Genomic DNA, 20,895 nt, shown 5'->3' with positions numbered 1-20,895 from the left:
TTTCAATGGTATGCTATTGTTTTGTCTTTTGAGTAATTATAATGGATGCTATTGAGCTTTTATTAACCCGCCAGTCAGATGCAAAACTGACAGAGCCAGGCCCTAATGAAGAACAACTAAACATTATTCAGCAGGCTGGGCTCAGAGTTCCCGATCATGGCTGTATTGCGCCTTGGCAATATATTATTGTTCAAGGGGATGCACGTCATAAGTTGGGTGAAATTTATTATCAAAGCGCTTTGGCCGAGCAGCAAGCTGAAAAAGTAATTAATCGTGCTAAAGAGTTACCCCTTAGAGCACCCATGATCATTATTGCCATTGCAAAATATCAACAACATCCAAAAGTACCAAGAATAGAACAAGTTCAAAGTGCAGGCTGTGGCGTGCTGGCTATGCAACAAGCCGCATTTGCACAAGGGCTTGGCGGTATTTGGCGCACAGGTTACTTTGCACAAAGCCCCAGTGTTAAACAAGCGCTTAACTTAAACAATGATGATGAAATAGTGGGTTATTTGTATTTAGGGACGCCAGCAGTTGAGTGTAAAAAGTCACCGCGCCATAAACCAGAAAACTATTTTAGTTTTTTGTAGCAATAGGATGAACTTTTTATATTCAACATAGTCATAATTCATTAAGTTAATCGTGTTACACTACCGCGGTTAATATTGTAGCTGCGAGAAGCGCACGGAAGCACCATACGCAATAAATCTTCTTCAGTTTGTTTTTTAATCGGTTGTTTTTTGGTAATGTATGGAAAGTCTTACCAATAATAACGATAAAGAAGACGAAAATGATGGGAAATTTATTTTTACGTGAAAAAGAAAACTGGTTTGCTTGGTCAATCTGGGGTGTTGTTGGCGCGCTTGCGACATTTTATGTTGCAATGAATACACAAGCAGCTCATTTTATTGCTGCAACTGCGATGGGTGTCCTAGTACTGCTAACATGGTGGATGCAACAGTCTCGACGATTTGATTTTGGCAGAGCCTTTAAAATATGCTGCTATGTTCTATTATTCACCGTCCTACCTTCGTTTGTGTTAGTTGTGATCCCAAGTGATGATTTAAACCGCTTCGATTTAATATTTCAAAGTATTGCATTTTTAACTGCCAGCTTACTGGTGTGTTTAGTATGTTCTTGGATTGCCCGCAGACCTAAACAATATTACTAGGGTTTATGACTATCCTGATTAATATTTAACTATTTAAGCGGTTTTAGTAAAATAGGGCTTTACAAGCTAAGCGTATGATCTTATTATGCGCGCCGTACGGAGAGATGGCAGAGTGGTCGAATGCACCGGTCTTGAAAACCGGCAGGGGTTTATAGCCCCTCTAGGGTTCAAATCCCTATCTCTCCACCATTATTTAAAAAACCGCCTTATTGGCGGTTTTTTGCTATCTGGAGCTTTATTATGTCACAGTCCCCGGAGTTATCCTTTTCTAAACGTTTACTTAAGCACATCCTGCTATGGACTGTGTTTGGTTATTGTTACCAAAGTGCCATATCGTTATTACAAAAAATGGCCATTGATGCATACCCAGATAATGCGCTGATGATGACTTTCTTATATGGCATCGGGTTTAATCTTTTATCCGGGCATTTAATCACAAAATACGATCATTTTTGGCCTGTGTGGGGCGCGTTTTACATTGGCATTATCGGTTTAGTGGCTGTGCCTCTTTTATTGAACGGCGTGGCTGGATTATTGCCGATGAGCTTACTTGTTGGAATTTTGCTCAGTTTACCTGTATGTACCTTTGCTATTGGTTTAATTAAAGAAAAACTCAATAAAAACTAGCCCCAAACGGCTTTTGTTTTGTGATAGCATATATGGGTCTTTTAACTAACAAAACGTGAATAACACATTATGTCAGATAATTTTACTACAGATGCTGAAAAAGCAAGTTACGGTATTGGCTTACAAATGGGTGAGCAACTTAAGGCTAACCCTTTTGAAGGTTTAAACTTAAATTCAGTATTTGAAGGCATGAAAGATGCGTATGCAGGCAGTGCTTTTCAAGTAGAGATCCCTGAGATCCAAGCTGCATTTGAGAAAATCAACGAAGAGATCCAAGCTCGTCGTGAAGAAGAAGCTAAAGTATTGGCTGCTGAAGGTATTGCATTTTTAGAAGAAAACGCAAAACGTCCTGAAATTACAGTTACTGAGTCAGGTCTTCAGTACGAAGTACTTGCAACAGGTGAAGGCGAAAAGCCAACTGCAGAGTCTACAGTACGTGTTGATTACCACGGTACTTTAGTAAACGGTACTGTTTTTGATAGCTCATACGAGCGCGGTCAACCTGCTGAATTCCCAGTAGGTGGCGTGATCAAAGGTTGGACTGAAGCATTACAAATGATGCCAGTAGGTACTAAATGGCGTTTATACGTTCCTCATGAGCTTGCTTATGGTGAACGTGGTGCCGGTGCTGCAATCGCACCTTACTCAACACTTGTATTTGACGTTGAGTTACACGCAATTCTTTAATTAGAATTTAGTTATAAAAAAACCGCATTCATTATTTTGAATGCGGTTTTTTATTGTCTGATTAAAAATGAGCGCGTTTTAAAAGTAGCCTCTAACGCCAAATTGGAAGTTACGCCCAGGAAGAGGCGCCGTATCTTTAATAAATGAACTATGCACGAAACCAAGCTCATCCGTAATATTATCAACACTTAAGTAGAGCTGTGTATCCACTGCACCTAAATCAAGCTGATAATTGGCTTGTAAATCAATTAATGTATAGCCATCCGTTGCCGTTTCGTAAGCACTAATATCATTTTGCTCAAAGTAATGGGTTCCTGTTAAGGTAAATTGCGCATTACCTAGGGTATATTGTAGTTCTGAGCCCAATTTATTGGCAGGGATACGTGGTAAATTACCTTCATTATCTTTTAGTTTGGCACGAGTAGAGTCACCAAATACTTTTACCATGGCGCTGGGGTTTATTTGATAATGTGCATCAAATTCAAAACCATAAAGCTGCGCATCTTTACTGGTAAATTGATAAACATCAATTGCATCGCTGTGTCCATTGGCAGCAGACTCAAAGCCATCCATCTCATCAAACACTAATCCGGTGTTTTGTTGATAATAAAAGTTTTTAATATCGTTATAGAAAAAGTTGACGGTGTAGCCAAAGTCACCGCTAAAACGACGTAAACTAATATCAAAATTGGTAGAGGTTTCTTGTTTAATTTCTTCAGGTTCAAAATGCGCTTCTGCCCCTTCAATATGATAGCCCAAACCAAGCTCATAAGTACCTGTGGCAACATGCAAACCATTAGAGAGTAATTCAGCTGAAAGTGGCGCACGCTCTGAATGTGATAAGCTAACGGCTAGGTTGTGACTTGGCATATACTCCCAAATCGCACCGGCTGAGGCACTTACATTAGTAAAGCTTTGGGTGTAGTTAATAGTCTCATCTGCCGATACAGGTTGTTCATCATGGCTGTGCTGATGTGTATCTACATCACTTTTGATATCATAATCTTCTAGGCGGGCGCCAAGCTCTACGGTGACATCGCCAAATGTGCGTTCTTCAAGTAAATATAACGCATGAGTGGTAGTGACACTTGCAGGCGTAAACGCTTCTTCGCCAATTGCATCGTAATCAGATTCACTATAGTGATAGCCAATCATGCCATGCCATTGGCCTAACTGATGCTCTACATTTAAACGTGCTTCAGTGGTTTCGTTACTAAATGTGGTGCCAATCGCGCCATCTTCAATTTCACTGTGCGTATAGTCGGTGTAGCCAAGACGAAGGTTAATAGATTCAATCCAGTTATCATGAAATGCATAACTTACCAGTCCTTGCCAACGATCTTGCTCTAAATGAGCATAAACGGGAGTTTCTATATGTTCTTCATCCGCATGATTTTCATGATCGCCTTCTTCTTCATGGGCATGACCGTGATCATGTGAATGCCCAGGAATGCCATAATCTGTTTTAATATTGCCGTATGAAAAGCCAACAGTTAAATGATCACCGACATAGCTGGTACCAAAGTTTACTGTTTCACTGTCGATAAAGGTATTTTCAACTGAAGTGGCTGTTTCTTCATCGCCCTCAATGTGTACTTCACCTTCTTCATGTTCATCCGGTAGGTTAAAGCGAGGCGTTTGATAATCATCACCACTGCGTTTGGTGCCATCAAAATGAAAATTAAAGTTATTGCTGCCTGTTTCTAATTTTGCAGCATAGGTGTTCGCATTTGAAACGGTATCGTGTGTGTATTGCGCCGCTCCCGAGAGTGTGTCAGTATTATTGGTTGGAATACGGTTATCAACCACATTTACCACACCACCAATCGCACCAGAGCCATAAAGTAGGGTGCTTGGGCCTCGTAGTACTTCAATTTGTTCAGCGGCTAAGCTATCACTTGATGTTGCGTGATCTGGACCAATACGTGATGCATCACTGCTATCTAAACCGTTTTGAGTGATTTTAACACGAGGACCACCTAGGCCACGAATAATCGGACTTGAAGAGACAGGGCCGAAATAACTCGCGTTTACTCCTGGTATTCCTTTAAGTGTTTCACCGAGGGTCGGTTTCGCTTTATTTTTTAGTTCATCCCCTGATAGTACGCTTACAGGTGAAATCATTTCTAAGCTATTTTTATGCAGTGCCGAGGCATACACAACCACAGTTTCAACCGAAGACGGCTTTAATGTAACAGTAATTGTATCGTCTACATTCTCAAGTGATATACGTGAATCGATGTAGTTATCTTTACTAATATGTAATTGGCTTTTAGCATCTATGTCAATACTAAACTGACCTTGTTCATTGCTTTTCACGCTTTGTGACTTTCCATGAACATGAATTGTGGCATTGGCAATGGGTTGCATTTTTGTATCTGTTACTGTGCCGTTAATCGTTGCTGCTAGGGCAGAGTGAGAACACAAAACAGACAGTAGCGCTGAGGATATGAGTGTTAGCTTAGTCATAATTACTTCGAATCGTGGTTGTTATGTTGTGATATAATATAACACTACAAAATTATGCTATCAACAATGTTATACTATAACTTTAAAATTTGCGTTGAATAACACAATAGAGCGATAAATTTAGTCTAGCACGGTATTATTACAGTCAAATTTAAGAGCGACTGTCTATCATTAGTATGTCTAATTTTTTTTGTGCTTTAAAATGATTTTGTTTATCGACAGGTTCAAGCATTTCACATTCATCATTTATCATTTCTGAAATTAAACTTGGGTAGTGTTGGCAATCTTGAGGACGGTCATGATAAATACTGCAAGTATATTTATCTTTTTCTTCAGGAGATGCTCTATTGGCAAGCTCTAAAAATGGGCATTGCGTTAATTGCTCACCCGTTGTTGGGTCAAACCATAATTTATCGTTTTTAACGTATTGAAATATTTCAGGGTTGAATAACGCCCACATTGCAATTTCATCCTGATTTATATCTAAATCTGCCGCACCATATTTAGTGCAGCATTTACCGCATTGATTGCAATTTTGCATAGGGTAGGTATTTACTATTGCGACTTAAATTAAGTGTTAACTGTAGCACTGTAATATCCAGGTTTTTAAATTAAACCTCTGTTTTTATCGCTTATAATACTTTTGTAACAACGCAGCGCTTAATAATAATGTACTATTAGGGAATATATTTCGAATACGATGTCTTTAATAAGTCAAAAAAGGCGCGTCAATAAGGTAGCGAGTAATTATGAATACTAAAGTATACAAAGCGGTTCACGATTTGGCGGAAAAGCTGATGGCAGCGGCTAATAAAAATGATACTAAACAGTTTGAATCTTTATATGCTGAGCTAAAAGCTATTTGTATTGAAAACGAAAATACAGCGAAAGATCACCCTGTTCAGTGGGAAACATTAGCAGATTTTACCGAAGAGCTAGAAGAAGCTATCGAGACTTACGAAAAAGCGTTACAGAAGTCGATAGAAATTAATAACAAAGATCATATGTCGTCTGTTGCCTTTTCTATGGCTACTTTACAGCTTGAGCTGGGTGATAAAGAAGCGGCAATTAAAAATCTGCAAGATGCTAAAATCAGTGCGAATAAAATTGAAGACAAAGAATTAAAATCAGAGATCCATGAGTTATTAGAATCATTGGTTGAAGAAGAAGGTTAGACAACTTTATAGCCATTATTAATAATCAGCGTCAGTAATAATACCATTGGCGCTTTTTTTTGATAAAAGCAAATTCTGCGTCATTAAATGTTTATGCTTAAATTAAGTCACTAAGCAATTTTTTGAAGAAAACATGCTAGCGCAAATAGAACAATGGATTGATAAAACGAATAGCGAGTAGTTGATCAAAGAATATGCTGTGATACATTTGCTAGCGAATTTGCTGGCTTTGGATGTAGCAGGATCACCTATAAAGACACTTATTACATATTACCTCATGTTGCGTGTAATTTAAGAGTGCATTTTCATGAGCTGGCTCATGTCGTTCAATGGCGCGAGCTCGGTGCTCACGCTTTTATTATGCGCTATATCAATGAAATCCAAACCTGTGGTTATGATGATACTCCGCTTGAAAAAATGGCCTATAAACTTGGTGCGCACTTTACCAGCAATGGAAATAAACTTAATATTCCTGACTATATTACTCAACAGCTTTAGTTAATAAATATTATAAAAGGAATTTATATGTCGCGCTTTATTCTCTATCCGCTTGTTTTACTTGCCTTTGATGTAAAGGCAGCCGATTTTAATCATGATATTGTCAACGCATTGATCCATAGAACAACGCAACAAGTAACTTACGATGGCGCCTATCATAGGCTTGAATACCCTGGTGGCGATGTGCCCGCTAATATTGGTGTGTGTACTGATGTTATAATTAGATCGTATCGACAGCTTGGTATAGATTTACAAAAGTTAGTTCATGAAGACATGCAGAATAATTTTCGTGCATATCCTTCTAAGCGTATTTGGGGATTAACCAAGCCAGATAAAAACATTGATCATCGACGTGTACCTAACTTACAGGTTTATTTTGAGCGGCATGCACAAGTGTTAACTAAATCGCTTAATGCAGCAGAATATAAAACCGGTGACATAGTCACTTGGATGCTGCCAGGCAATTTACCGCACATAGGTATGGTTGTTAATCAAATATCGCAGGACAGTGGTCACCCGCTTATTGTGCACAATATTGGTCGCGGACCTGAAATGAGCGATATGCTTTTTGCTCATACAATTACGGGTCATTACCGATTTGTACCTACTGCTTATTCAGAGTAAATAACACGGCTATAATCGTGATTACTTGAGTAATAATTGCAGCAAACAGGTAAGTGAATAAAGTGAACTGTTAGGCATTACACTGTGTGGTTTGTTAACCTCAATGCTAGTTACTTTAAATTAATACTGATATCACCATTGGGCTTGCAGCAACACAACAGTATTTCACCATCACGCACAAAGGCTAATGGTTCTTCATTGTAATTTACTTCACCAGAGACAAGCGTAGCACGACACGCACCACAATATCCCTCACGGCACTGGTAAGCAGCATCAATTTTATTCGATTCTAAGCAGTGTAAAAGAGAAGGGCAGCCAGCGGTAAAATCTAAGCACTGGCTGTTATCTGCAAGTGTGACACTTGCAGTGGTTCTATCAGTCATTATAAATCAAAGTCACCAAATTCAGCTGCATCAACCTGTGAATCAATTTGACCTACAAGGTATGAGCTAATTTCCGCTTCTTGTGGAGCAACTTGCACGTTATCAGAAACAAGCCATGAGTTGATCCATGGAATAGGGTTACTGTTATTATCAAACTGTGCTGGTAAACCAATAGCAGTCATGCGTGCATTGGTAATGTATTCAACATACTGACATAAAATATGTTTATTTAAGCCAATCATTGAACCATCTTTAAACAGGTACTCTGCCCATTCTTTTTCTTGCTCTGCAGCGTCAACAAACATTTTGATTGCTTCTTCACGGCACTGTGCAGCAACAATTGCCATTTCAGGGTCGTCTTTGCCATCTTGCATAATATTTAAAATATGCTGAGTGCCTGAAAGGTGAAGCGCTTCATCACGGGCAATAAGCTTAATAATTTTAGCATTACCTTCCATTAGCTCACGCTCTGCAAACGCAAATGAACACGCAAAACTCACGTAAAAGCGAATGGCTTCTAATATGTTCACTGACATCATCGCCAGGTATAATTTCTTTTTCAGCTCGAATAGGTTAACTACAACGGTTTCACCATTAATGTCATGTTTGCCTTCACCGTAAAGGTTGTAAAGCGACACTGAGTTAATTAAATCGTCGTAATAAGTGGTTACGGCATCGGCACGTTCACTAATTTTGTCATTGCTAACAATGTCGTCAAAGATGAGTTCAGGCGCTTGGGTTACGTTACGAATAATATGTGTGTATGAGCGGCTGTGAATGGTTTCACTAAACGCCCATGTTTCAATCCATGTTTCAAGCTCAGGAATTGACACAATTGGCAATAGTGCAACGTTAGGCGAACGGCCTTGAACACTATCAAGCAACGTTTGGTATTTTAAGTTACTTAAAAAGATATGCTTTTCGTGTTCGGGAAGCGCTTGAAAGTCTAAACGGTCTTTACTTACGTCAACTTCTTCAGGACGCCAAAAGAAAGACAATTGTTTTTCAATCAGCTTTTCAAAAATAGGGTATTTTTGTTGATCGTAACGTGACACGTTAACGGTTTGACCAAAAAACATTGGCTCTTGCATTTGGTTATTATGATTTCTGCTAAAAGTAGTATAAGACATGTTTATCACTCAAAAAACTATCACTAAAACTGTCAGGACAAAGCGGGCAAGGCGCCCGCTTTAAGTTTAACTATTAAATTTTACACGCGCCGCCTGCACAATCATCATCTTCCACTTCTGGAGCGTCTTCTTGTGCATCTGATGCGCCATCACGGGTGTTGTGGTAGTACAGTGTTTTAACACCTAGCTTGTAGGCACCAAGTAAGTCTTTTAGTAAGACTTTCATAGGTACTCTACCGCCTTCGTATTTATTTGGATCATAATTAGTATTCGCTGAAATCGTTTGGTCGATAAATTTCTGCATTATGCCTACTAATTGTAAGTAACCATCGTTTGATGGGATATCCCACAGTAACTCATAGCTATCTTTAAGGCGTTCGTACTCAGGAACAACTTGCTTTAAAATACCGTCTTTACTTGCTTTAACACTAATATGGCCACGTGGTGGCTCAATGCCATTGGTTGCATTAGATATTTGCGATGATGTTTCTGATGGCATTAATGCGCTCAGTGTTGAGTTACGCATACCGTGCTCTTTAATGCTGGCTCGTAACGTATCCCAATCAAGATGAAGTGGTTCATCACAAATTTTATCTAAATCACGCTTGTACGTATCCGTTGGCATAATACCTTGTGAGTACGTTGTTTCGTTAAATTTAGGACAGGCACCACGTTCTTTTGCCAACTCGTTAGACGCTTTCATTAGGTAGTACTGAATCGCTTCAAATGTTTTGTGCGTAAGCGCATTTGCGCTGCCATCAGAATAACGCTTACCGTTTTTAGCTAGGTAGTATGCGTAGTTAATAACGCCTATGCCTAGCGTACGACGTCCCATAGTGGCATTTTTGGCTGCCGGCACAGGGTAGTCTTGAAAATCAAGTAGGTTATCAAGTGCGCGTACTGCAAGCTCAGCTAACTCTTCTAGTTCATCTAAAGACTCAATCGCGCCTAAGTTAAACGCAGATAATGTACAAAGTGCAATTTCACCTTCTTCATCATTCACGTTGTTAAGAGGCTTAGTTGGTAACGCAATTTCTAAACATAAGTTAGATTGACGGATCGGAGCCACTTTTGAGATAAACGGACTGTGTGTATTACAGTGGTCAACGTTTTGTAAGTAAATACGACCCGTGCTAGCACGTTCTTGAGCAAACATAGAGAACAGCTCAATCGCTTTAATTCGTTTTTTACGAATTGACTCGTCTTGCTCATATTTTACATATAGCGCGTCAAACTCGTCTTGGTCTTCAAAAAATGCATCGTAAAGGCCAGGCACGTCAGAGGGGCTGAATAACGTAATGTAATCGTCTTTAATTAAACGTGAGTACATGAGTTTATTAAACTGTACGCCGTAATCTAAGTGACGTACGCGGTTATCATCAACACCACGGTTGTTTTTAAGCACTAATAAGTTTTCAACTTCTAAATGCCAAAGCGGGTAGAAAAGGGTTGCTGCGCCACCACGTACACCGCCTTGCGAACAGCTTTTAACCGCTGTTTGAAAGTGCTTATAAAACGGAATACAGCCAGTGTGATACGCTTCACCGTTACGAATAGGGCTACCTAGTGCACGAATACGACCAGCATTAATACCAATACCAGCACGTTGAGAAACGTATTTAACAATTGCTGATGATGTAGCGTTAATTGAGTCTAAGCTATCGCCACATTCAATAAGTACACATGAGCTAAACTGACGCGTTGGCGTACGTACACCCGACATAATTGGCGTAGGTAAAGAAATTTTAAATAATGAAACCGCATCATAAAAACGTTTGATGTAATCAATACGTGTCTCACGAGGGTAATCAGCGAATAAGCTTGCAGCCACTAAGATATATAAAAACTGCGCGCTTTCGTAAATTTCACCCGTTACACGGTTTTGAACTAGGTATTTACCTTCAAGCTGTTTTACTGCTGCGTAGCTAAAGTTAAGATCGCGAGAATGATCTAAGTACGCATCTAGCTCATCTAATTCTTGCTCTGTGTAATCAACGAGTAAATGTGCATCGTAGCGTTTTTGTTCAACCATGTTAGTAACATGGTCAAAAAGACGCGGTGGCTCAAACTGGCCATAGGCTTTTTTACGTAAATGGAATACAGCTAAACGAGCAGCAAGATACTGATAATCAGGCGATTCTTTAGAAATCTGATCCGCAGCGGCTTTGATAATCGTTTCGTGGATGTCTTTAGTACGAATACCGTCATAAAATTGAATATGCGATTTAAGTTCAACTTGTGAAACCGAAACGTTATTTAAACCTTCGGCGGCCCATTCAATAACGCGATGGATCTTGTCTAGATCAAGCGGCTCTTTACGGCCGTCACGTTTGCTTACAGATAACTGTTGGTTCATAGTTTTGCCTGTATTCCTTGGGAATTAAATATTTTTGACCAATGAGTGCACTTAAAATGCCTAGTGCCTATTCTTTTATTGTTATTTATACCGCTTAGGTAAATTTAATTGAATAACATTTAGCCACAATATCTGGTGTTGTTCAAATTAGAGATCACAAGATAGTGTGGTCTGTGATCTTTTGCAAGGGACAGAAACCGCTCTCATTGTGGATAACGTTGGGATAACGTAATTGTGTTAGTAGGCATTAACCTTTGATCATTCGGTTAAGTTGAAATTTGTAAAAATCAACTAAGGAAAGATTAAATTTACGCTTTTTAAAAATAAATTTTGTCTGCTTTTTTTATCATCAAGCTTTGCGTAAAAACTAACACAATCACAATATGTAGTGTTTATTAATTAACATGGCACTATATGTGGTTAAAAGCATCTATAGGGCTATGCCAATTAAAATCTGCATTCCAAGCCAGTGCTTCGTCTACACTCGGTACATATCCCCACAGTGCGGTAGCGGTGTGCATATTCGCAGCTTTTCCTGCTTGTATGTCCCGCTGTGCATCACCTATATACAGGCAACGCGAAGGATCAACACTCATTTGCTCAGCACAATGTAATAAAGGAAGGGGTGAAGGCTTAGATTCTGCTAAGGTATCACCGCTTATCACAATTTGCGCACTCTTTAACGCAGGAATGGCCCTGACTAAAGGATCGGTTAAAAAACCAGGCTTATTTGTCATAATGCCCCAAGGTATTCCTTTATTATCAAGTGCAATGAGTAGTTGCTCTATACCAACAAAACATTGGGTATGGGTGGCAATATTGGCAGCGTAGTGTGCAACTAGCTCTGCTAAAAGTTGCTCTTGCGGTTGTTGCGCCCAGCCTTCTTTAAAACCAGCAGCAAGTAAGGCTGCTGCGCCATTTGAAGCTGCGGGGCGATATATATCACTGCCTACTTGGTGTTGTTGATGATTATGCAGCACACTATTAAGTGCAGCGCCTAAATCATCAGCGGTATCAAGTAAAGTGCCATCTAAGTCAAACAGCAGTGCTTGATATTCAATTGGGCTAGCAGGTGTTTGCGAGCTTGCCATTACACTAACTTCTCAAAATGCAGCATATAATTTACGCTTACATCATCATTTATTGTGTATTGCTTAGAAAGCGGGTTATAACTTAAACCAGCACTGGCACGTACTTTTAAGCCAGCTTGCTCTGCCCATGCAATTAATTGCGCAGGTTTAATAAACTTTTTATGGTCATGGGTACCTTCAGGGACCATTTTTAACAGTTTTTCTGCACCGACAATAGCGTATAAGTAAGCTTTTGGGGTTTTATTAAGAGTAGAGAAAAAAACATCGGCCCCAGGTTTTGCTAATTTAGCGACCGCATGAATAATAGAAGCGGGGTCGGGGACGTGCTCTAACATTTCCATGCAAGTGATTACATCAAAGCGCTCAGGGTGCTCATCAGCAAATTGTTCTGCAGGTACTTTTATATATTCAACGGGGACACTTGTTTCTAAGCTGTGTAACTTGGCGACAGTTAAAGGCTCTTGCCCCATATCGATACCTGTTACGTTTGCGCCCATTCGTGCCATGCTGTGACTTAAAATACCGCCACCACACCCAACATCGAGGGTTTCTTTATCAAATAACCCTTTAGTTTTGTCAGCGATAAAATCTAATCGTAATGGATTAATTTCGTGTAAGGGTTTAAATTCGCCTTCTAAATCCCACCAACGCTCTGCGATGGCTTCAAACTTTGCTATTTCTGCGTTATCTACATTTTGATGTTCGGTCATAAAATACTTCCTCGTCAATCTGAGGCCATTATATAGGGCTAAATTGATAAATCGCAAAGTTTTGCGCCTGTAAATTAAAATTAATTGTGATAGCATGGCTGCTTAGAAATAATAACAAACACTCTTAATACCTAATACTGGGTTGTTAAGAGCTGATACTGAAGGAATGTGATATCAAATGACTGATCTCGCCAATGAAATTCTGCCAGTCAATATTGAAGACGAGTTAAAAAACTCCTACTTAGATTACGCCATGAGTGTAATTGTAGGACGTGCATTACCAGACGTACGTGACGGTTTAAAACCTGTTCACCGCCGCGTCTTGTTTGCAATGAACGAGCTTAGTAATGACTGGAACAAGCCTTACAAAAAATCGGCCCGTGTGGTCGGTGACGTAATCGGTAAATACCACCCACACGGCGATAGTGCAGTTTATGACACCATCGTACGTATGGCTCAGCCATTCTCTCTTCGTTATATGTTAGTTGATGGTCAGGGTAACTTTGGTTCGGTTGATGGTGATTCAGCAGCGGCAATGCGTTATACAGAAGTACGTATGGCAAAAATGTCGCACGAATTATTAGCCGATCTTGAAAAAGAAACGGTTGATTTTGTGCCTAACTACGATGGCACAGAGCAAATTCCTGATGTATTACCGACTAAAATACCTAACCTGTTAGTTAATGGTTCGTCAGGTATTGCTGTTGGTATGGCGACAAATATTCCGCCACATAACTTATCAGAAGTAGTGAATGGCTGTTTAGCGCTTATTCAAAACCCTGAGTTAACCATTACTGAGTTAATGGATTATATTCCAGGTCCAGATTTCCCAACTGCGGCAATTATCAACGGTAAAAAAGGCATTGAACAAGCTTATCAAACCGGTCGCGGTAAAGTGTACATGCGTGCGCGTGCTGAGATTGAAACCGATGAGAAAACCGGCCGTGAAACAATTATTGTTCATGAAATCCCTTACCAAGTTAACAAAGCTCGTTTGATTGAAAAAATCGCAGAGCTAGTTAAAGATAAAAAAATTGAAGGGATCAGCGCATTACGTGATGAATCAGATAAAGACGGTATGCGTATCGTTATTGAGATCAAACGTGGTGACGTAGGTGAAGTTATTTTAAACAACCTTTATTCACAAACTCAGTTACAAACTGTGTTTGGTATGAATATGGTTGCGTTAATTAATAACCAGCCCAAGTGTTTCAACTTAAAAGAAATGCTTGAAGAGTTTATTATTCACCGCCGTGAAGTTGTTACCCGTCGTACGGTATTTGATTTACGAAAAGCTCGCGACCGTGCACATACGCTAGAAGGTTTAGCGATTGCACTGGCAAACATTGACCCAATTATCGAACTTATTCGTAAGTCGCCTACGCCCGCTGAAGCAAAAGTTGCACTAACAGCGCGTCCTTGGGAATTAGGTAATGTTAAAGCCATGCTTGATAAAGCAGGCGAAGACAACGTAGCACGCCCAGATTGGTTAGCAAGCGAACTGGGTATTCGTGATGGTCAGTATTATATTTCTGAGCAGCAAGCCCAAGCAATATTAGACTTACGTTTACACAAACTTACTGGTCTTGAGCACGAAAAAATTCTTACCGAATATCAATCGTTACTCGACCTAATTGCCGAACTATTATTAATTTTGGCAAGTCCGGAACGTTTAATGGAAGTTATTCGTGACGAGTTAGTTGAAATTAAAGAGCAATATGGTGATGATCGCCGCACTGAAATTAATGCCGCTGCACACGATATAAGCCTTGAAGATTTAATCAACGAAGAAAACGTAGTTGTTACGCTTTCACACGAAGGGTACGTTAAGTACCAAGCGTTAAGTGATTACGAAGCCCAGCGTCGTGGTGGTAAAGGCAAGTCAGCAACTAAGATGAAAGATGAAGATTTCATTGAACGTTTATTGGTTGCCAATACGCACGATACTATTCTTTGTTTCTCTACAGCGGGTCGTTTATATTGGCTTAAAGTATACCAGTTGCCACTTGCCAGTCGTGCAGCGCGCGGTAAGCCAATTGTTAACTTATTACCACTTGAAGCAGATGAACGTATTACTGCAATCCTGCCAGTACGCGATTATGAAGATGATAAATACATCTTTATGGCGACGGCGTTCGGTACGGTTAAGAAGACGCCATTAACGGCATACAGTCGTCAACGTGCAAGCGGAATCATTGCGGTTAACTTAAACGAAGGTGATAGCTTAATCGGTGTTGATATTACCGATGGCAGCAACGAAATTATGTTGTTCACTGATGCGGGTAAAGTTGTTCGCTTTAAAGAGGCTGAAGAAACGGCTGTCGTTGATGAAAATGGTAACCCAGTACTAGACGAAGAAGGCAAACCTGAAATCCGTTTCAAAGGTGTACGTCCTATGGGCCGAACTGCAACGGGTGTTCGTGGTATTAAGATGCCAGACGATCAGCGTGTTGTATCACTTATTGTACCAAAGAATGATGGCGCAATATTAACAGTGACAGAAAATGGTTACGGCAAGCGTACTCAACTTGAAGATTACCCATCGAAGAGTCGTGCAACACAAGGTGTTGTATCAATCAAAGTGAGTGAGCGTAACGGTGCTGTTGTTGGTGCTGTACAGGTTGATGACAACGACGAAATAATGATTATTTCGAATCGTGGTACCTTAGTACGTACTCGCGTTAATGAAGTTTCTACGGTTGGACGTAACACCCAAGGTGTTATTTTGATCAGAACTATTGACGAAGAGCAAGTAGTTGGTTTACAACGTATCGAAGAGATTGAAGTGACTGAAAGTGACTTAGTTGATATCGAAGACGTTGAAACAGTAGATACAGTTATTGATGAAGTGGCGGATGACAATCCTCCTTCAGAATAATTAGATTGAAAAAAGCGGCCTTGGCCGCTTTTTTTATATGGTTGAAAAAAACTAAAGACACTTGAATTAGTTTAATTCAAGTTAAACAGTAAATTACTGGAATGAGGAAAAGGTAATGAGTATATATAATTTTTGTGCAGGCCCTGCAATGTTACCACCGGCTGTAATGCAAAAAGCACAAAAAGAGTTTTTAGACTGGCAAGGGCTTGGCGTTTCAGTAATGGAAATGAGCCATCGCAGTAAAGAATTTTTAGCATTAACCGCTAAATGTGAAGCTAGTCTGCGTCGTTTAATGAATATTAGTGATGAGTTTGAAGTGCTGTTTATGCACGGCGGCGGTCGAGGACAATTTAGTGCCGTGCCTTTAAACCTCCATGTTGATGAAAAAAAAGCGGTGTATTGTGAGAATGGGGTGTGGTCAAAAAGTGCAACCAGCGAAGCAGATAAGTTTACAAATACACACGCTGTTGATGTGCGCAATGATGATAACGGCCTGTTTTCTATTAAGCAGGTAGCCGATTGGGTTTTACCTGCAGATGCGTCTTACATTCACTATTGCCCGAATGAAACCGTAGACGGCCTTGAAATATTTGATGTACCCAGTCATCCAACGGCGCCGATTGTGGCCGATATGTCATCGACTATTTTATCGCGCGAAATCGACGTTAATAAATTTGATTTAATCTACGCGGGTGCACAAAAAAATATCGGTCCGTCGGGCATTGCTATTGTGATTGTTCGCAAAACGCTACTTGAGCGTGAAGGGCTCGCTAAGCCGGGTATTTTAGATTACGCCCTTGAGGCAAAACAAGGCAGCATGTTTAATACACCGCCTACTTTTGCGTGGTACCTAGCAGCCGAAGTATTTGAATGGCTAGAGCAAAATGGTGGCGTCAAAGCAATGGAAGCACAAAATATTGCTAAAGCTAAGCTGCTTTATGACTTTATTGATGAATCGCCTTTTTATACCAATAAAGTAGCGCCGCATTGTCGCTCTCGTATGAATGTACCATTTTGGTTAAATGATGAAAGCTTAAACGAAAAGTTTGTAACGCAATCTAAAGAAGCCGGTTTACTTGCCCTAGAGGGGCACAGAATAGTGGGTGGTATGCGTGCTAGCATTTATAATGCTATGCCACTTGAAGGTGTACAAGCATTGGTAGATTTTATGGCGGCATTTGCTAAGGAGCACAGCTAATGGAACAACTACGCTTAGAGCCAATTTCTCGTGTTAATGGCAGTGTTACTCTACCTGGGTCTAAAAGCCTATCAAATCGTATTTTATTATTAGCTGCGCTGGCTCAAGGGACTACCGTTGTAGAGAACCTGCTTGATAGCGATGATATTCGCCATATGCTAGGTGCATTAAAATTATTAGGTGTTAATGTAGCCCTTAATGATGATCGTACTGTGGCAACTGTGGAAGGGGTCGGCGGTGTATTTAAAACGCCCAATGAGCCATTATTTTTAGGAAATGCAGGCACTGCGTATCGTCCTCTAACTGCGGTACTTGCTGCAGTATCTGGTGAATATGAATTAATAGGCGAGCCGCGCATGGAAGAGCGCCCTATAGGGCATTTAGTTGATGCCTTACAAGTGCTCGGGGGTGATGTTAGTTATTTAAAAAATAAAGATTACCCACCACTTAAAATTATCGGTGGGCAAATAGCCGGCGGTGAAGTCGAAATTGACGGCAGTATTTCAAGTCAATTTTTAACGGCGCTGCTCATGGCTGCGCCGTTATTTAAAGGCGATACACACATTAAAATTAAAGGCACCTTAGTCTCTAAGCCTTATATTGATATTACTCTGGATGTGATGGCGCGCTTTGGTGTGGCTGTTGAGCATGATAATTACACCACGTTCTTCGTTAAAGGTGCTCAGCAATACCAAGCTGTTGAGCGCATAATGGTTGAAGGTGATGCTTCATCGGCTTCTTATTTTATTGCTGCTGCAGCAATTGCCGGTGGCGAAATAGAAATTAAAGGTGTCGGGGCTAAATCAGTTCAAGGTGATATTGGCTTTGCTAAAGTGATGGAGCAGGTCGGTGCCAAAATTGATTGGTATGACGAGCGTTTAGTTGTTCGTAAAGGTGAGCTTAACGGTATTGATATTGATGCTAATGCTATACCTGATGCTGCAATGACCCTGGCGACTGTTGCCTTGTTTGCAAAAGGGCCAACCGCTATTCGTAATATTTATAACTGGCGGGTAAAAGAAACTGACCGTTTACATGCGATGGCCACCGAGCTTAAAAAAGTAGGGGCTAACGTAGTTGAAGGGCACGACTTTATTGAGATCACACCGCCAAAACATTTTAATAATGTGGCTGTAGATACCTACGACGATCACCGTATAGCCATGTGCTTTGCAATGGTAGCGGTAGGGGGCAAGCCTATAACGATTAACGATCCGGCTTGTACTTATAAGACATTCCCAAAATTTTTCAAAGTGTTAGCATCTGTCAGTAAATAAGCTATTTATAAGTATTTATAAAAAGTTACATACTAAAAGCGGATAATCTTTATTAATTGGCGTATAATGTGGCGGTTTATTTTGGTGTGCATTGAAGGAGGTTTTAAATGCCGGCGTTATTAATGCCCGTAATCACCGTAGATGGCCCAAGTGGTTCTGGTAAAGGAACTGTTTGTCGCCTATTGGCTGAAAAATTAGGCTGGGATGTGTTAGATAGCGGAGCAATTTATCGCGTACTATCACTTGCAGCACTTCATCACCAAATTGCTTTAGATAACGAGGAAGCACTTGTCCCACTAGCTGCAAATCTTGATGTGCAGTTTTTGATAGACAATGATACTAATGCAGGAAAGATTATTTTAGAAGGCGAAGATGTCACAACCACTATTCGAAATGAAGAAGTAGGTGCTGCAGCGTCTAAAGTAGCCGCATTACCGCGTGTTCGAGAAGCGTTGCTTCGCCGCCAGCGTGCGTTTAGAACAGAAAACGGTTTAATTGCCGATGGCCGCGATATGGGCACTGTGGTATTTCCAGATGCGCCATTAAAGATATTTCTAACCGCAAGTGCAGAAGAACGTGCTCGCAGACGTTTTGTTGAGTTGAATGAGCGCGGGCTTGATGTTACACTAAGTGGTCTATTACAGGACATTCAAGCACGTGATGATCGCGATATGAATCGTGTCGTTGCGCCGCTTGTACCTGCAGAGGATGCGATTGAGCTTGATACTAGCGAGCTTAACGCTCAGCAAGTGTTTGATAAAGTTATAACTTTATTAGATGCGAGCATCTCAGAAGGTAAGCTTCCTAAACGAAGCTAAATACATTTTATGCACCAGCAGGATGCCAGTGCTATTTTAACAACCCCATGCAGCATGGTTGCTTATTGGTATTAATATATGAGACGTATATTCGTATGTCAGAAAATTTTGCGCAGTTATTTGAAGAAAGCTTAAAGGGTTTTGAAGCAGAGCAAGGCTCTATCGTTAAAGGTACAGTTATTTCTATCGAGAATAACATTGTACTTGTAGATGCTGGTCTTAAATCAGAAAGTGCTATCCCTGCAGAGCAGTTCAAAAATGCTGCTGGTGAACTAGAAGTTGCTGTAGGCGACGAAGTAGATGTTGCACTAGATGCAATCGAAGACGGTTTCGGTGAAACTATCCTTTCTCGCGAGAAAGCGAAGCGTCACGAAGCGTGGATCCGTCTTGAGAAAGCATGTGAAGAGCAAGAAACTGTTACTGGTGTTATCAACGGTAAAGTTAAAGGCGGTTTCACAGTTGAAGTTGATTCAATCCGTGCTTTCCTACCTGGTTCACTTGTTGATGTTCGTCCAGTACGTGACACAACTCACCTTGAAGGCAAAGAGCTTGAATTTAAAGTAATCAAGCTTGATCAAAAACGTAACAACGTTGTTGTTTCACGTCGTGCAGTTATCGAATCTGAAAACTCACAAGAGCGTGAAGAGCTTCTTGCTAACCTTGTTGAAGGTCAAGAAGTTAAAGGTATCGTTAAGAACCTTACTGACTACGGTGCATTCGTTGACCTTGGTGGTGTTGATGGTCTACTACACATCACTGACATGGCGTGGAAGCGTGTTAAGCACCCTTCAGAAATCGTTAATGTTGGCGACGAAATCGCAGTTAAAGTTCTTAAATTCGACAAAGATAAAACTCGTGTATCTCTAGGCCTTAAACAGCTTGGCGAAGATCCATGGGCAGCTATCGCTGGTCGTTACCCAGAAGGTTCTAAGCTTTCTGGTCGTGTAACTAACCTAACTGATTACGGTTGCTTCGTAGAAATCGAAGAAGGCGTTGAAGGTCTAGTACACGTTTCTGAAATGGATTGGACTAACAAGAACATCCACCCTTCAAAAGTTGTTTCACTAGGTGACACTGTTGAGGTTATGGTTCTTGAAATCGATGAAGAGCGTCGTCGTATTTCTCTTGGTCTTAAGCAATGTATTGCTAATCCTTGGCAGGAATTTGCTCGTCTTCAAAACAAAGGCGACCAAGTTACTGGTAAGATCAAATCAATCACTGACTTCGGTATCTTTATCGGTCTTGACGGTGGTATTGATGGTCTTGTACACCTTTCAGACATTTCTTGGAATACACCTGGCGAAGAAGCTGTACGTGAATTCAAGAAAGGCGACGAAATCACTGCTATCGTATTGCAAGTTGACCCAGAGCGTGAACGTATCTCTCTAGGTGTTAAGCAAATCGAAGCTGACCCATTCAATAACTACCTTGATGCAAACAAAAAAGGTGCTATTGTTAAAGGTAAAGTGACTGAAGTTGATGCGAAAGGCGCAACTGTTGAACTTATCGAAGGCGTTGAAGGTTACATCCGTGTAGCTGATATCGCTCAAGAGCGCGTTGAAGATGCAACTACTGTTGTTTCTGTAGGCGACGAGATTGAAGTTAAATACGTTGGTGTTGATCGTAAGAACCGCACTTTAAGCTTATCTGTTAAAGCTCTTTTCGAAGCAGAAGAGAAAGAAGTACTAGAGAAGCTTAAGAAAGAAGAGCCAGTGTTTGAAAACGCAATGGCAGCTGCTTTCGCAAATGCACAAAAAGACTAATTAATTATAGTCTTTTAATTGGAAGGGCAGTTTATGCCCT

Annotated in this window: 19 protein-coding genes and 1 tRNA gene; 13 read left to right on the top strand and 7 right to left on the bottom strand. The window is 40.5% G+C overall.

What is annotated here, in order from left to right; genetic code table 11:
- Positions 1-41: 41 nt before the first annotated feature.
- From LOC50_RS06965 to bamJ, 5 genes are all read left to right on the top strand, one after another.
- Positions 42-590: an NAD(P)H nitroreductase gene (locus LOC50_RS06965; protein WP_036982794.1), complete on the top strand. Its 549-nt coding sequence runs from the start codon at positions 42-44 to the stop codon at positions 588-590.
- A gap of 203 nt (positions 591-793) precedes the next feature.
- A complete protein-coding gene (locus LOC50_RS06960; RefSeq protein WP_024601029.1) occupies positions 794-1,171 on the top strand; it encodes a hypothetical protein in 378 nt (125 codons plus the stop codon).
- Between the two features lie 98 nt (positions 1,172-1,269).
- Positions 1,270-1,360 (top strand) — tRNA-Ser (locus tag LOC50_RS06955).
- Positions 1,361-1,474: 114 nt separating this feature from the next.
- Positions 1,475-1,798: a hypothetical protein gene (locus tag LOC50_RS06950; RefSeq protein WP_036983456.1), complete on the top strand. Its 324-nt coding sequence runs from the start codon at positions 1,475-1,477 to the stop codon at positions 1,796-1,798.
- A 69-nt stretch (positions 1,799-1,867) separates the two neighbouring features.
- Positions 1,868-2,485, top strand: a complete 618-nt coding sequence (gene bamJ / locus LOC50_RS06945; protein ID WP_008112467.1) for a BamJ family beta-barrel-assembly machinery protein — start codon at positions 1,868-1,870, stop codon at positions 2,483-2,485.
- 78 nt (positions 2,486-2,563) lie between these two features.
- Here the strand turns inward: bamJ and LOC50_RS06940 are convergent, their stop codons facing one another.
- Complete coding sequence (locus LOC50_RS06940) at positions 2,564-4,954, bottom strand: TonB-dependent receptor (protein ID WP_250653875.1); 2,391 nt, start codon at positions 4,952-4,954, stop codon at positions 2,564-2,566.
- A gap of 151 nt (positions 4,955-5,105) precedes the next feature.
- Positions 5,106-5,495: a YkgJ family cysteine cluster protein gene (locus LOC50_RS06935; protein ID WP_250653874.1), complete on the bottom strand. Its 390-nt coding sequence runs from the start codon at positions 5,493-5,495 to the stop codon at positions 5,106-5,108.
- Between the two features lie 208 nt (positions 5,496-5,703).
- Here LOC50_RS06935 and LOC50_RS06930 point away from each other — a divergent pair, with 208 nt between their 5' ends.
- The 3 genes from LOC50_RS06930 to LOC50_RS06920 all read left to right on the top strand — a co-directional run bounded on the left by LOC50_RS06930 (position 5,704) and on the right by LOC50_RS06920 (position 7,251).
- Positions 5,704-6,129 carry a tetratricopeptide repeat protein gene (locus LOC50_RS06930; protein WP_008112472.1) on the top strand — a complete coding sequence of 142 codons (426 nt, stop codon included), beginning with the start codon at positions 5,704-5,706 and terminating at the stop codon, positions 6,127-6,129.
- 360 nt (positions 6,130-6,489) lie between these two features.
- On the top strand, positions 6,490-6,627 hold the full coding sequence (locus LOC50_RS17585; protein WP_248474184.1) for a hypothetical protein: 138 nt from the start codon (positions 6,490-6,492) through the stop codon (positions 6,625-6,627).
- 27 nt (positions 6,628-6,654) lie between these two features.
- Positions 6,655-7,251, top strand: coding sequence for a DUF1287 domain-containing protein (locus LOC50_RS06920; protein WP_138627291.1), 597 nt, complete (start codon positions 6,655-6,657; stop codon positions 7,249-7,251).
- A gap of 110 nt (positions 7,252-7,361) precedes the next feature.
- Here LOC50_RS06920 and yfaE read toward each other — a convergent pair whose 3' ends face one another.
- From yfaE to ubiG, 5 genes are all read right to left on the bottom strand, one after another.
- A complete protein-coding gene (yfaE, locus tag LOC50_RS06915; RefSeq protein WP_013464872.1) occupies positions 7,362-7,634 on the bottom strand; it encodes a class I ribonucleotide reductase maintenance protein YfaE in 273 nt (90 codons plus the stop codon).
- The gene (gene nrdB, locus LOC50_RS06910) at positions 7,634-8,764 is read right to left on the bottom strand and encodes a class Ia ribonucleoside-diphosphate reductase subunit beta (RefSeq protein ID WP_036982786.1); all 1,131 of its coding nucleotides are present in this window, start codon (positions 8,762-8,764) and stop codon (positions 7,634-7,636) included. The genes yfaE and nrdB overlap by 1 nt, the downstream gene beginning before the upstream one ends.
- A gap of 73 nt (positions 8,765-8,837) precedes the next feature.
- A complete protein-coding gene (gene nrdA / locus LOC50_RS06905; protein WP_036982784.1) occupies positions 8,838-11,120 on the bottom strand; it encodes a class 1a ribonucleoside-diphosphate reductase subunit alpha in 2,283 nt (760 codons plus the stop codon).
- A gap of 410 nt (positions 11,121-11,530) precedes the next feature.
- Positions 11,531-12,211, bottom strand: coding sequence for an HAD family hydrolase (locus LOC50_RS06900; RefSeq protein ID WP_214552424.1), 681 nt, complete (start codon positions 12,209-12,211; stop codon positions 11,531-11,533).
- The gene (gene ubiG, locus LOC50_RS06895; RefSeq protein WP_250653873.1) at positions 12,211-12,921 is read right to left on the bottom strand and encodes a bifunctional 2-polyprenyl-6-hydroxyphenol methylase/3-demethylubiquinol 3-O-methyltransferase UbiG; all 711 of its coding nucleotides are present in this window, start codon (positions 12,919-12,921) and stop codon (positions 12,211-12,213) included. The genes LOC50_RS06900 and ubiG overlap by 1 nt, the downstream gene beginning before the upstream one ends.
- Positions 12,922-13,099: 178 nt before the next feature.
- Between ubiG and gyrA the strand changes: the two genes are divergently transcribed.
- From gyrA to rpsA, 5 genes are all read left to right on the top strand, one after another.
- On the top strand, positions 13,100-15,799 hold the full coding sequence (gyrA, locus tag LOC50_RS06890) for a DNA topoisomerase (ATP-hydrolyzing) subunit A (protein ID WP_250653872.1): 2,700 nt from the start codon (positions 13,100-13,102) through the stop codon (positions 15,797-15,799).
- Positions 15,800-15,914: 115 nt separating this feature from the next.
- Positions 15,915-16,997: a 3-phosphoserine/phosphohydroxythreonine transaminase gene (serC, locus tag LOC50_RS06885; protein WP_250653871.1), complete on the top strand. Its 1,083-nt coding sequence runs from the start codon at positions 15,915-15,917 to the stop codon at positions 16,995-16,997.
- Positions 16,997-18,274, top strand: a complete 1,278-nt coding sequence (aroA, locus tag LOC50_RS06880) for a 3-phosphoshikimate 1-carboxyvinyltransferase (protein WP_250653870.1) — start codon at positions 16,997-16,999, stop codon at positions 18,272-18,274. Before serC ends, aroA begins: the two co-directional genes overlap by 1 nt.
- A gap of 107 nt (positions 18,275-18,381) precedes the next feature.
- Complete coding sequence (cmk, locus tag LOC50_RS06875) at positions 18,382-19,092, top strand: (d)CMP kinase (RefSeq protein WP_250653869.1); 711 nt, start codon at positions 18,382-18,384, stop codon at positions 19,090-19,092.
- A 95-nt stretch (positions 19,093-19,187) separates the two neighbouring features.
- Positions 19,188-20,855: a 30S ribosomal protein S1 gene (rpsA, locus tag LOC50_RS06870; protein ID WP_002961176.1), complete on the top strand. Its 1,668-nt coding sequence runs from the start codon at positions 19,188-19,190 to the stop codon at positions 20,853-20,855.
- The last annotated feature ends 40 nt before the right edge of the window (positions 20,856-20,895 follow it).

Origin of the sequence: Pseudoalteromonas sp. SCSIO 43095 (assembly GCF_023650455.1) — a bacterium.
GTDB classification, from domain to species: Bacteria; Pseudomonadota; Gammaproteobacteria; order Enterobacterales; family Alteromonadaceae; genus Pseudoalteromonas; species Pseudoalteromonas tetraodonis.
This window is presented reverse-complemented; position numbering and strand designations above follow the sequence as displayed.